Below are 13,473 nucleotides of genomic sequence, written 5' to 3'. Positions count from 1 at the left end.
GTAAACTCGCTTAGAATAATCGTATTGGATTGCCAATGATATGTGCTCTTAACTTCCCCAATAAGTTGTATTATTTTTATATCAGTACTATTCGCTAGGTCTTACAATCACCAATGTTCAAACGACGATATTCAGTATTGCTAGTATCGCATTAAATCGCAACGCATAAAAAAGCCCTCATAACGATGAAGGCTTTTTAAAACTCAATCTACACAAGTATAAATTACTTCGCAGCTTCACCCCAAGCAGGAACAACAACTTGCATCAATGGTTTTAACATTTTCATAGAACACGCAATCACTTGACCATTTTCCATAGAATCTGAACCACCACGAGCATCAACGACAGTACCACCCGCTTCTTTCACCATAAGCTCGCCTGCTGCGATATCCCAAGGTTTTAAACCGAGTTCAAAATAACCATCTAAACGACCAGCTGCAACATAAGCCAAGTCCAATGCAGCAGAACCCGCACGACGATATTGTGCGCCAGCTTCAGTTACATTTAATAATGATTCAAAATGGTTTTTTGCATAAGAAACAATCTCACCATTACGTTTAGCGCGGTAAGCATGGCCTACACCCATAAAGGTATTTTCAAGACTGTCTTTAACATTCACACGAATACGACGTTGATTCAACATTGCGCCACGACCACGGCTTGCAGAGAATAGCTCATCTTTCACAGGGTCATAAATAACACCGTGTTGAGTTACACCTTTATGTTGAACTGCAATAGATACACAGAAATGTGGGAAAGCATTGATAAAGTTTAAAGTACCATCAAGAGGATCAATCACCCAACACCAATCGGCATCGTGACCTTTACCTTCTTGTAGTCCAAACTCTTCACCAAGGAAGCTGTGATTTTTATAACTTTTACGAAGCGTATCAATAGTCAACTGCTCGATATAACGATCTACACGAGTCACTGGACCATCAATACCTTTTTCTTCGACTTGTAGATCGAGTTTATGACGATTTTGATGCGCTTTTAAAAGCTCTTGACCAACTAACTGAGCCGCACGCGCAGCCATCACCACCATAGGTTCCATTGAACACCCACTACAAATTTGAAGATACTGATAAAGAATAATGCATAAAAGCGCCGACATTTTAGCAAATATCGGCGCTTTTTGGGAAATTTTGTTGCTAAAATTTTACAACTTTAACTTTTACATGAGCTTAAACGTGTTGTACCAGCTTTAACCAAGCCTGTTCAATTGAGTTTTGAATACCTTTTACATCTAAACCACAGTCTTGGAGCATTTCAGAATGGCTTGCTTGTGCGAGGAATTCATCAGGTAAACCTAGGTTTAAAATTGGCTTCACAATTTGCTCCTGTGCCAAGAACTCATTGACCGCACTACCCGCACCCGCCATCACCGCATGTTCTTCAACAGTTACAAATAAGTGAGTTTTGTCTGCCAAATCACGAATAATTTGTTCATCCAATGGTTTCACAAAACGCATATTGATCACACGAATTGCAATATCCAACTTTGGTGCCAGCTGTTTTGCTGATTCAAGCGCAGGTTGAACACGACTACCAAAGGCCAAAATCGTGATACCTTCTTCGTGTTCAGTATTGAGTTCTAACAATACTTCAGCTTTACCAATTTCCAGCTCAATCAACTGTTGTTGAATTTCTACACCTAAACCGTTACCGCGTGGATAACGTACTGCAGTTGGGCCTTTGTATAGATATGCTGTATGCAGCATTTGACGACATTCGTTTTCATCTTTTGGCGCCATGATCACCATATTGGGTACGGTACGCATATAAGCATAGTCATACGCACCAGCATGCGTAGGGCCGTCTTCGCCGACTAAGCCTGCACGATCAATACCAAAGGTCACATCAAGATTTTGTAAAGCAACATCATGAATCAGCTGGTCATAACCGCGTTGTAGGAAGGTTGAATAAATCGCCACAACTGGCTTCAATCCTTCACACGCCATACCCGCAGCTAATGTCACGGCATGCTGTTCTGCAATGGCAACATCAAAGTAACGCTCTGGAAATTGTTTAGCAAACTGCACCATGCCTGAGCCTTCACACATGGCAGGCGTAATTGCGAGTAATCTGTCGTCTTGTGCAGCTTCATCACAAAGCCATTGCCCAAATACATCTGAATATTTTGGCGCTACATTTTTAGTTGCTGAAGCATTAATTTTGCCAATCGCATGATATTTAATTTGATCCGCTTCAGCAGGTGCAAAACCCTTACCTTTCACGGTATAGACATGGATCAGGCGTGGCCCTTTACGCTTTTTCAGCGCATTAAAGACTTGTACCAGTTGCTCCACATCATGGCCATCAAATGGGCCAAAATAATCAAAACCAATGGCTTTAAATAGATTATCCGCAGCATCAGTCGCAGATTGATGTAAACGAGAGTTGTAGTTCCATTCAGGGCAATCCTGTACAAAAGCTTGCCCTTCTTCATCAATATTGATGAATTGCCCTTGTTCCCAAATTGCAGCTAAATGCTTAGCAAAACCACCCGTGCTACATGAAATCGACATATCATTGTCATTGAGTACCACCATCAAATCAGCATTATGCGCCACTGCATCATTCATGGCTTCAAATGCCATTCCAGCAGTCATCGCACCATCACCAACGATAGCAACAACTTCACAAGGGTCTTTTTGATAACGACGTGCCAAGGCCATACCCAAGCCAGCAGAAATTGCAGTCGATGAATGTCCTACACCAAAGGTATCAAATTCAGATTCATCACGCGCTGGAAAAGCCGCCAATCCATCTTTAGAACGGATGGTCATCAATTGCTCACGGCGTCCTGTAAGGACTTTATGTGGATACGCCTGATGGCCCACATCCCAAACTAAACGATCCCGTGGAGTTTCAAAACAATAGTGTAAGGCAACTGTTAATTCTATAACGCCAAGGTTTGCACCAAAATGCCCGCCACTTTGTCCAGCAGCATACAAAATAAATTGACGCAATTCGTCTGCGACCTGCGGCAATTGGCTTTGCTCAAACTGACGTAATTGTTGAGGATGATTAATTTCATTCAACAAAGGCGTAACAGGACGATGACTAGGTATTTCGGTATACAACATATGTGGCAAAGCCTTCTAAAGCCTGGCAAATCTAGCTAGGTAAACGGGTTAGCATGATTGTGAGAACCAATGATATCACATTCAATCAGCCACATTTATAATGATGCGTCATTGGAACTTCCAAGTCAGCAAGTGTGCTCTTGGTGTCAATTATCATGAATAATCTATCTATATATCAACTATTATCGTGTGCTTTATACAAAAAAGAAATTTTTATAGCAATGTTATCTATAAAAACATGCTTTACAAACCTACCAATGTCCAAGCATTACGCTATACTTTAGCCAATTTCTAAACAAATAGATGGAAGATTCTGTGTCAATAGAGTTTGTTGCCACTTCAAAATTACCCACTGCTTATGGTGATTTTAAAATTTCTGTATTTCAAGATCCACAAACAGGTGAAGAGCATGTTGCTCTTTCTAAGGGTTTAGAAATCGCGCCTACAAACCCCGTTTTAGTTCGTATTCATTCAGAATGTTTAACTGGCGATGCCTTTGGTTCATTAAAATGTGACTGTGGCCCTCAATTGCACAACACCATGAAAATGATGAATGATGCAGGCCAAGGTGTGATTTTATATTTGCGCCAAGAAGGTCGTGGTATTGGTTTGACCAATAAAATCCGTGCTTATGCTTTGCAAGATCAAGGGCATGATACCGTTGATGCAAATTTATTGTTAAACCTACCTGCTGATGCACGTAAATATGATATGTGTAGCATCATGCTCGATCATTTACAGGTTAAACAAGTCAGGCTAATTACCAACAATCCATTAAAATTAAAAGCTTTAACAGATTTAGGTATTGATGTATTAGACCGTGTACCGTTGACAGTGGGCTTAAATAAGTTCAATGAAGATTATTTAAAAACCAAACATGATCGTATGTCACATATGTATGAGAAAGATGATTTTTAAATAATCACTAAGTTAAATAATAGGAGACTGAACTAATGAAATTAAGCTCAACCTTATTTGCAATCAGTCTCCTTTTACTCAGCACATATTGTCAGGCATCTGATTCAAAAACCCAATCTGCAACCATTCAACAATTAAGACAGTTTCAACAACAAGACCATTTCTTGCCCGATAATTTTTTATATACGGGAATCAAAAATCCTCAATTAAAGCAAAAACTCAATCAAAATATAGCCGATACAAGTCAAGCTTTTATTAAACTTTATGAGAGTCATACACCGCCCTCTAAAAAACAATTACTTAAAACTCTTGCTGATGGCATCAATCAAATTGACCCATACAGCCTAGATACAGATGATAGAGAACAAGTTGCTGTTAGCTATGAAAAATTTTTAGATATTATTGGCCTAGAAAGCTCAGATGGTATTTTAAATACTTGGGTATATGGTGAAGTCATTAATAAGTTAATTGAACAAAAGAAATCAGTAAAACCATAACCTCTCTTATTAATTCACTAATTTTTATAAATAAAACATCAAGAAAGGTTTTGCTATCGCGGATGGCGACAGGGATGTCGCCGTTGGGCAAGGGTGACAGGAGTCCCCTTTGCCCAACAAAGGATTTTTGTTTCTTTTCATCCCTGAAAAGAAAGGAATCATCTACACTTCTTCATCTAAATTTTTAAATACAATATTTTGTAAAATATAATCAAATCGTCATCGAGAAAATTTGCGTTTCAGGCTTTCTACGCTTTAAATGCAAATCAAACGCCATACAAATATTACGGACAAAAGGCTTCCCTTGCTCCGTGATCACAATCCGATCCGCTTCAATGTTCAATAAACCATCATGCTGCATTTCAACAAGCTGTTGAATCACATCACCACGCTCAGCAAAATCCATCGTTTGATCTGACCAAGAGGTTTGAAAGGTACACATCAAATTCAAAATATGCTGACGAATCTTTAAATCTTCGACACTTAGCACATGCCCTTTCACCACAGGAATTTCATCATTTTCAAGACAAGTGTAATAGGCATCCAGATTTTTTTCATTCTGTGCAAAGCTATACCAACTGTCACTGATTGAAGATAGGCCCAATCCGATCATGACTTGTGTTTTTGATGAGGTATAGCCCATAAAATTACGATGCAAAGTACCTGCATGAAATGCTTGATACATCTCATCTCGATCTAAAGCAAAATGATCCATCCCAATCTCATGATAACCATGCGCTAAAAGTTGCTTTTTCCCTTCCTCATACAGTGTTCGCTTCATCCCATCTTTAGGTACATCATGATCTTTAAACCCACGCTGGCCATTGCCCTTAATCCAAGGCACATGCGCATAACTATAAAAAGCCAAGCGATCTGGCATTAACATATTAGTCAAATCAATGGTATGCAACACATCTGCTAAATTTTGAAATGGCAAACCAAAAACCAGATCATGTGAAATCGATGTATAACCAATCTCTCTTGCCCATTGCGTCACTCTTTCTACATGTTCAAAAGGTTGCACACGATGAATAGCTTTCTGAACAGTCGCATTATAGTCTTGCACCCCATAGCTGACACGGCGAAAACCAAGCTCATACAAGGCTTGTAAATGATCTCGCGTGGTATTATTGGGATGCCCTTCAAAACTAAATTCATAACCATCTGCAATATTGGCTTTGGCTAAAATACCTTGAATTAATTGTTGTAAATGCTCAACTGAAAAAAATGTTGGTGTCCCGCCACCCAAATGGATTTCTTTAATGATGGGTCTGTCTGCTAACAACTGACAATATAAGTCCCATTCTTTTAAAACGGCTTGAATATAGGGTTGTTCAACATCATGCCGTTTCGTGACTTTTTTATGGCATCCGCAAAATGTACATAGACTTTCACAAAATGGTAAATGAATATAAAGACTGATGCCTTCAACGTGATTAGACTCATCAAAAGAGCGCTTTAAGGTCTGTTTCCATTGTTGCAGCGAAAATGATGCCTCCTCCCAATATGGAACCGTTGGATAACTGGTATAACGGGGTCCAGCAACATTGTATTTTTGAATCAAAGAACAACTCATATTCACTGCTCGATACGCAATTAACATTCAGAATGCAATAAACCCAAAAATTGAATCTATCCTCAATACATTGTGCTGAGCTTAAGGATAGATTTCAACCTAGCGAATTGCTCGGGATTGCCTAGCATGTATCCGTGATACCCACAGATTTTTTAGGCTCATTCGATTCATTCACACCATGTTCAAAACATGTCTTTATAATGACTTGGTTTTGTTTTTTTAGCATTTTATGTTTTGATGTAGAAAATTTTTCAATTCTCCTTCGAGGATGATCATGCAAAACCCGACTTCTGCAGATATTCAACGTGTTCGTGATTTCCTGACAGATTTACAAGCTCGAATCTGCTCTGCCCTAGAGCAACAAGAACAAATAGGCCACGGCACTGCAACATTTGAAATTGATGACTGGCAACGCCCTGAAGGAGGTGGTGGTCGTTCACGTGTTCTACAAAATGGTACTGTGATCGAAAAAGGCGGGGTGATGTTTTCTCACATCAACATTTCCAAACTGCCAGCTTCAGCAACAGAACGCCATCCGGCAATCGCTGGAGCCAAAGCACAAGCTTTGGGAGTTTCTTTGGTCATTCACCCAACAAATCCCAATGTTCCCACATCTCACGCCAATGTACGACTATTTGTTGCAGAACCCGAAGGGCAAGCACCAATTTGGTGGTTTGGTGGGGGTTTTGACCTCACACCTTTTTACCCCAATGATGAAGACGTTTTATCTTGGCACCAAACAGCATTCGACCTGTGCGCACCGTTTGGTGAAGAAATTTATGCTGAACATAAACAATGGTGTGATGATTACTTCTATTTAAAACATCGTGATGAACAACGTGGTATTGGTGGTTTGTTTTTTGATGATTTAAATCAATGGGATTTTGAAAAATGCTTTGAATATATCCAAGCGGTCGCAAATGGTTATTTAAATGCTATTTTGCCTATTTTTCAAAGAAATCAGGATAAACCATTTACACCAGCCCAACGAGACTTCCAATTGTATCGTCGCGGTCGCTATGTTGAATATAATTTGGTTTATGATCGTGGCACCTTATTTGGCTTACAAACTGGTGGTCGAATTGAATCTATTCTGGTCAGTATGCCACCGCTTGCAGCATGGTCTTATCGCCCAGAATGGGATGAAAACAGCCCAGAAAAACGTCTCACTGCTCATTATTTAAAACCTAAAGATTGGTTGTCGATATTAAAATAATCTCTCGCCATTTAGGTTTCATCGTGACCAAGCTATCTTGCATTCAAGATAGCTTTTTAACCTTTACCGATGAATCCTTCTGAGAAGATAGCGCTTGAAAGATTTACTCACAATTAAAATGAGAATAATTCACGATAAGGACACTTTTTTAATTTAATATATGCTCAAACCTGACTAAGATACCAACCTTAAAATTTCCTTAATTTTTTGATAAAGTCTTAGCGTTTAAAGATTATTATAGCGGTAGAAACCAGAGGTAGGTATGAGGAATTTATTAGAAAATCACAAGGTTACACTTTCATTCAGTATTTTATTTTTATTAGCATGTTCCATTTCAACCACCATTATCTCTAACAACCATCTCTCTGACAGCATCTCAATTACTTCTAGTGTTGTTTTATCTGCTGGCTTTCTTGTTGTTTTTGCTATGATTTTTCTTGACTTCTTAGAGTCAGTTTGCAATCCATAAGCATCTTTTTTAAAGCACAACATTTCCCCAAAAACCTTCCTCTTAAAAACCAGCTTTAGCGCGATTAAAAAAGCGCTCTAAATCATCAATTTATTCAAATTTTAGCATAAGCTAAACCGCATATAGTTTGGTTGTATCATCCATTTTCACGTATATTGTCGACATTCTCTAAAAATCAACACAATCAATACTTGGACATTTGGCATGAGTAAACTATTCGCAGTCATTGGAAATCCGATTGAACACTCTCGTTCACCTGAACTACACCATGCCTTTGCAGAAAAGACTGGTATTGATCTCAACTATGTAAAACGTCTTGCCCCACTCGATGGCTTTACTGCAAGTGTAACTGAATTCTTTGCTCACAATGGCGTAGGTATGAATGTTACTGTGCCATTTAAAGAACAAGCTTTTGCCTTATGCCAACAACTGACAGAACGTGCAAAAATCGCCAAGGCGGTCAATACGCTTTGGATGGAAAACGGTGTATTGCATGGTGACAATACAGATGGACAAGGTTTAGTCGATGCGATTAAAGCATTAGACTGGACTTTAGAAAACACAGATATTTTGATTATTGGAGCGGGTGGTGCAACTCGCGGCGTGGTTTACCCTCTGGTAAAAGCGGGGGCTAAAAAAATTGTGATTGCCAACCGTACCCGTTCACGTGCAGAACAATTGGTGGCCGATTTACAAAGCGCTGTTCCTGAAGCAAAACTTTCCGCTTGTAGCCTAGATGAATTAGATGGGCAATTTGATCTTGTTATCAATGCGACTTCGGCAAGCTTAACGGGTGATGCACTGATTCTTCCTGAAACCTTAACCTTTCACCATGCTTATGAAATGGCCTATGGCAAACCTTCAAGTTTTATCGATCAAGCCAAAGCGCGTCAGGTTCCAAGCTCAGAAGGCTTCGGTATGTTGGTTGGGCAAGCCATCGAAGCCTTTTATATTTGGAATGGGGTTCGTCCAAATTTAAAAGATTTTCTTTAATCATGGATGTATCTTTGTTTAAAAAATCCATAAAAAAAGAACCTCAATTGAGGTTCTTTTTAACCAAACCAAGACCAATCACTTTAACTTGGCATCACTCAAGATCTGATAGGTTTGCTTAAATAAATCATAATCAATAAATTCAGTCGCGTCTTGATCTAAGCCAGCAACAACTTGATCGTTAAATTTATTGCGTTTAAACGCAGTATAAGACTTGGCTAAAATCTTCGCTGTTTTGATAAAATCAGCGCGTTGCCCTTTTTCAATCTCATTTTCTGCTTCAAACTTCTGCATATAATATTGCGCAAAAACGGCTTCAGTGGTTTTGTATTTCTTGACTAAATTCTGAATTTCTAAAACACTTTGCTTATCTTTCCAGACTTTAGCCACGATCTCATCAACAGCATTTCCAAGTCCATCATCATATTGGTGGTCATCTTCCAAATGATGCTTTTTCTGTAAAGCTTGGACCTGTTTTAAAGCCTGACCTTTCGGATTGTAAATCTCTTCATCAGAATAAGAATAAGCGTAGACTGCCGCAATTTCCTGTAAATCTTGAGCAGAATATTGTTTGATTAGCTCAGGTTTTTCTGCAGTCAGTTTGGCAATAAATACGGCTTTATAGGTTTTTTCATAAGAACCCGTTTGTGCATACACTTGTTCAGCCAACTGTGCTAAACGCTCGTCTAAAGTTAAATATTTTTGTTCTGAACGACTGCCTGTATCACCTGAAACACCCGCAATACCACCTACAGCTTGCTCCATAATACTGCCTTTAAAGATGTCTTTAAATGGTTTGGCTTGCTGTAAAACACTCTGGTCGATCTTGCTGGCATTTCCATAATTAAGGAATTGCATATCCATCTTAACATTCAGCTTACGATCTAATTTATCAAAATCCACACCCAAATCATAATCTGCTTTTACCGCCCGGCCTTTGTTATCTAAAGACAGATCAACGCTTAAAGGATTACGTTTATTTTTAGGCGGCAAACTGGCTTCAACTTCAGTATGATGTTGATTCCACAATTGTTTAAATTGTTGAGCATCAACCAACTGGTCTTTCGCATAGCCTGTAAAGGTTTTGACAAGCGCTGCATTACTTTGCTGCTGTAAAGCTTTACTGGCTGAAGATGCATCATCCTTTGCTTCAGCACTTAAAACATCAATTTCATAATGATACTGACAATATTCCACATCACCAAAACGTGGATGAGCTTTTGCTTTTGTTAAGTCTTCACATTGTTGTTCAGTTAAAATTTTCTGACGCTCTGCTGATGCTTCTGCAGACTCAGCTTCAACATTGTCATCTTCCTGCTCAGCAGCATCGGAAGCTTGGCTAGTGGCATAGTCTTCATCATCTTCAACTGCTTTTTTAGCCGCGTCTTGTGCATCTGCATAAACAGCGTCCACCTCTTCTTCAGACGCTTCATGAGATTGACGATTGACTGCACTATAAAGTTGATACATGGCGCTAGCGGCATCAGCCACTCCCGCATCATCAGTATTGATCCCCGCTGAGGCTTCTTCTACTGCTTTCATTGCAGCTTGTGCCGCTTCGTTAGCAGCATCACTTGATTGATTTTCTCCAGTAGTATCTAAGAGTTTTGCAATATTTGTAGGACTCAATCCAAGCACTGAATTCATGAAATATTGACGATTCACTGTAGAATACAATTGCCCTTGCAAAAACATTTCTTCAATGCTGGTATTTAAGCGGATTTTTTCAACCACACCCGCTTGCTTCTCAGCTGAACTCACCGCAAGACTTTCAATTTGATTCGGAGAAGCGATCAAATAAGAGGTTGCGCCTGATTGTTTAAGGAACTCAACTAAGGCTTTTCCATTTACTTTGGCAATATCATCTTTGTATTTAGAAAAATCATAATAGGCATATTTATCCTGATCTTGTGAATTGGCCAAATAAGGCATTAAAGAAAAAATATGGGTATAGAATTTATAATTATTCAGATCCAACACTGTAGGAACACGCATTTCCACAGAGAGGTTGGGTTTTTTATACTGTGTCTCTAAGTTAAATGATGCCATTTTCTGACGATAATTTACCGTTCCATCATAACGAATCTGCAAATCATTCACGATATTTTGTACAACATCTGCGCCCATACCAGCAAAGCGACTAAAATACTTTGAGTCCTGTTTAGCAATTGCTTGATAAAGGTCTTTTTTTTGCGCATCGGTTAACTTGATTTTTTGATCTTTCAGGTATTGATTGACCTTTTTTTCAATTGTAGGATCTAATTGCTTTGTATCAGCTGTGTTGGCTTTCTGAACACTATCAAGTCGAACCTTGACTTGTCCACGGTAATCAAAATTTGGATATTCATATAAGGCATTAAAGCCTTGAATTGCACGTTGCGGAGCGTCTTGATCTGCATTTAAAGCATTGCTTTTAATCACATGTGTAGAACATGCTGATAAACTCAAACCCAATAGACACAATGTTAATTTTTTTAAATGCATGATAGATCTACCCACTTGAATATTATAATGACAATAAAAATAACAATGAAACAATAAAAAACAAAGTGTACAAGACTATCAAAAAATCAACAAATTCACATGTGCTTTTTCTACCAAATTCGCATTTCTGACAATTTTTTTAGAGAGTCTTATCAATGTAATTCCCATATGATTATGAATAATGAAGCTATAGATTGAAAATCCAAAACTATTTTTAAATTAGGATTAAACACATGCCAGCATATAAAGCGCCGCTCCGTGACATACGTTTTTTAATGAATGAAGTTTTTGACTATTCTGCACATTATAAAACACTATCAATTGGCGAAAATGCCGATGCTGATACTGTCGATATGATTTTAGAAGGTGCTGCAGATTTTTGTGAAAATGTACTTTCTCCACTGAATCAATCTGGTGACGAAGAAGGTTGTCATTTTAAAGATGGTGAAGTTACGACACCAAAAGGCTTTAAAGAAGCTTATAACCAATTTATTCAAGGTGGCTGGCAAGGTCTGTCTTATCCTGAAGAGTTTGGTGGTCAAGGTTTGCCGATGTCATTAAACCTGATCAAATCTGAAATGATGGGGACTGCAAACTGGTCATTCACCATGTATCCAGGTTTGAGCATGGGATGTATGAATACCATCCTGCAATTTGGTACAGACGAACAAAAAAATACCTATATGCCACACCTGACTGCGGGTACATGGTCAGGAACAATGTGTCTGACTGAACCACAATGTGGTACAGACTTAGGTCAAGTAAAAACTAAGGCTGAACCTAATGCTGATGGTACTTATGCAATTACAGGGACAAAAATCTTCATCTCTGCCGGTGAACATGATTTAACTGAAAACATTATCCATATCGTTCTTGCGCGTCTTCCAGATGCACCAGCAGGTACTAAAGGTATTTCATTGTTTATTGTGCCTAAATTCATCCCTACAACTGAAGGTACAGTGGGTGAACGTAATCCTGTGACTTGTGGTTCTATTGAACACAAAATGGGGATTCGTGCATCTGCAACTGCAGTATTGAACTTTGATGGCGCAACAGGTTATCTGATTGGTGAAGTGAATAAAGGCTTACATGCAATGTTCACCTTCATGAACACAGCACGTATTGGTACTGCTGTACAAGGCCTTGCTCACGCGGAATTATCATTCCAAGGTGCTTTACCATACGCAAAAGACCGTATGTCTATGCGTGCTCTATCTGGTAAAAAAGATCCAGATAAAGTGGCTGATGCAATCATTCACCATGCCGATGTACGTCGTATGCTTTTGACTCAAAAAGCATTTGCAGAAGGCGGTCGTGCCATGATTTATCATGCAGCTCAGCTTGCAGATAAAATGACTGATGCAATGTTACAAGGTGATCAAGCAAAATTTGAAGAATATGATGATAAGCTTGGTTTCTATACCCCGATTCTCAAAGGTTTCTTGACAGAAATGGGACTTGAATCTGCGAATTTGGGTATGCAAGTGTTCGGTGGTCATGGCTATATCAAAGAGCATGGCATGGAACAAATTGCACGTGATGCGCGTATCGCGACTTTGTACGAAGGTACAACAGGTATTCAAGCACTGGATTTAATTGGTCGTAAAGTGCTGCTTTCATCTAAAGGTAAAGTGGTTCGTGAATATACCGCTGAAATCTTGAAATTCTGTGGTCAACATGCACGTAACAAATATATGCGTCGTTTTGCCTGGGATTTAACCAAGATCTGTGCGCAATGGAATGCTTTGACTGTTCGTATCATGCTTGCAGCTCGTAAAGACCGTGAAATCGTATCGTCTGCTTCTGTCGATTTCTTAATGTTCTCTGGTTATGCAATGATGGCTTACTACTGGGCGCAACAAGCAGCAGTCGCTTCTGAAAAATTAGCGTCTGGTAATGGTGCGGAAGTTCCTGAGTTCTATAAAGCAAAAATCAAACTTGCAGATTTCTACTTTGAACAATTATTACCACGTTCACAAGGTCATGCTGAGTCTATGGTGAATCCATCTCGTACCATGATGGCACTTGATGCAGAACATTTTAGTTTTGATTACTAAAATTTAAGATTTCTGAAAAAACAAAGAGCGCTACGGCGCTCTTTGTTTTTAAGATATAACAGTGCAAGCTGCACTACAGTGATATTCATTCACTTTTATCGAAATCACAGTCTTAAAAACCCGTAACTTAAAGATGCCCTTAAGCAATCGCTTTAATGCTTTTAAAAATTGATC

Annotated in this window: 10 protein-coding genes; 5 read left to right on the top strand and 5 right to left on the bottom strand. The window is 39.0% G+C overall.

Annotated elements, in window-relative coordinates; translation table 11 throughout:
- Positions 1 to 223 precede the first annotated feature (223 nt).
- A complete protein-coding gene (locus L3V46_RS01950) occupies positions 224 to 1,054 on the bottom strand; it encodes an inositol monophosphatase family protein (protein WP_239044808.1) in 831 nt (276 codons plus the stop codon).
- A gap of 130 nt (positions 1,055 to 1,184) precedes the next feature.
- Positions 1,185 to 3,089, bottom strand: a complete 1,905-nt coding sequence (dxs, locus tag L3V46_RS01945; RefSeq protein ID WP_239044807.1) for a 1-deoxy-D-xylulose-5-phosphate synthase — start codon at positions 3,087 to 3,089, stop codon at positions 1,185 to 1,187.
- 315 nt (positions 3,090 to 3,404) lie between these two features.
- Here dxs and ribA point away from each other — a divergent pair, with 315 nt between their 5' ends.
- Positions 3,405 to 4,007 (top strand): GTP cyclohydrolase II, encoded by a 603-nt coding sequence (ribA, locus tag L3V46_RS01940; protein WP_016539373.1) that lies wholly within the window; start codon positions 3,405 to 3,407, stop codon positions 4,005 to 4,007.
- Positions 4,008 to 4,042: 35 nt separating this feature from the next.
- Complete coding sequence (locus L3V46_RS01935; protein WP_239044806.1) at positions 4,043 to 4,504, top strand: DUF4844 domain-containing protein; 462 nt, start codon at positions 4,043 to 4,045, stop codon at positions 4,502 to 4,504.
- 211 nt (positions 4,505 to 4,715) lie between these two features.
- Here the strand turns inward: L3V46_RS01935 and hemN are convergent, their stop codons facing one another.
- A complete protein-coding gene (hemN, locus tag L3V46_RS01930) occupies positions 4,716 to 6,080 on the bottom strand; it encodes an oxygen-independent coproporphyrinogen III oxidase (protein WP_239044805.1) in 1,365 nt (454 codons plus the stop codon).
- A 274-nt stretch (positions 6,081 to 6,354) separates the two neighbouring features.
- Between hemN and hemF the strand changes: the two genes are divergently transcribed.
- Positions 6,355 to 7,296 carry an oxygen-dependent coproporphyrinogen oxidase gene (gene hemF / locus L3V46_RS01925; protein ID WP_239044804.1) on the top strand — a complete coding sequence of 314 codons (942 nt, stop codon included), beginning with the start codon at positions 6,355 to 6,357 and terminating at the stop codon, positions 7,294 to 7,296.
- A gap of 282 nt (positions 7,297 to 7,578) precedes the next feature.
- Here hemF and L3V46_RS01920 read toward each other — a convergent pair whose 3' ends face one another.
- Complete coding sequence (locus tag L3V46_RS01920; protein ID WP_035370575.1) at positions 7,579 to 7,788, bottom strand: hypothetical protein; 210 nt, start codon at positions 7,786 to 7,788, stop codon at positions 7,579 to 7,581.
- A 181-nt stretch (positions 7,789 to 7,969) separates the two neighbouring features.
- Here L3V46_RS01920 and aroE point away from each other — a divergent pair, with 181 nt between their 5' ends.
- Positions 7,970 to 8,758 (top strand): shikimate dehydrogenase, encoded by a 789-nt coding sequence (aroE, locus tag L3V46_RS01915; protein ID WP_239044803.1) that lies wholly within the window; start codon positions 7,970 to 7,972, stop codon positions 8,756 to 8,758.
- Positions 8,759 to 8,836: 78 nt separating this feature from the next.
- On the opposite strand, the gene L3V46_RS01910 is transcribed toward aroE, so the two are convergent.
- Positions 8,837 to 11,242 (bottom strand): hypothetical protein, encoded by a 2,406-nt coding sequence (locus tag L3V46_RS01910; RefSeq protein WP_239044802.1) that lies wholly within the window; start codon positions 11,240 to 11,242, stop codon positions 8,837 to 8,839.
- A gap of 233 nt (positions 11,243 to 11,475) precedes the next feature.
- On the opposite strand from L3V46_RS01910, the gene L3V46_RS01905 reads away from it, so the two are divergent.
- On the top strand, positions 11,476 to 13,299 hold the full coding sequence (locus tag L3V46_RS01905) for an acyl-CoA dehydrogenase C-terminal domain-containing protein (RefSeq protein ID WP_239044801.1): 1,824 nt from the start codon (positions 11,476 to 11,478) through the stop codon (positions 13,297 to 13,299).
- Positions 13,300 to 13,473: the final 174 nt, after the last annotated feature.

It is taken from the genome of Acinetobacter sp. AG3 (assembly GCF_022343575.1).
Classification (GTDB): domain Bacteria; phylum Pseudomonadota; class Gammaproteobacteria; order Pseudomonadales; family Moraxellaceae; genus Acinetobacter; species Acinetobacter guillouiae.
This window is presented reverse-complemented; position numbering and strand designations above follow the sequence as displayed.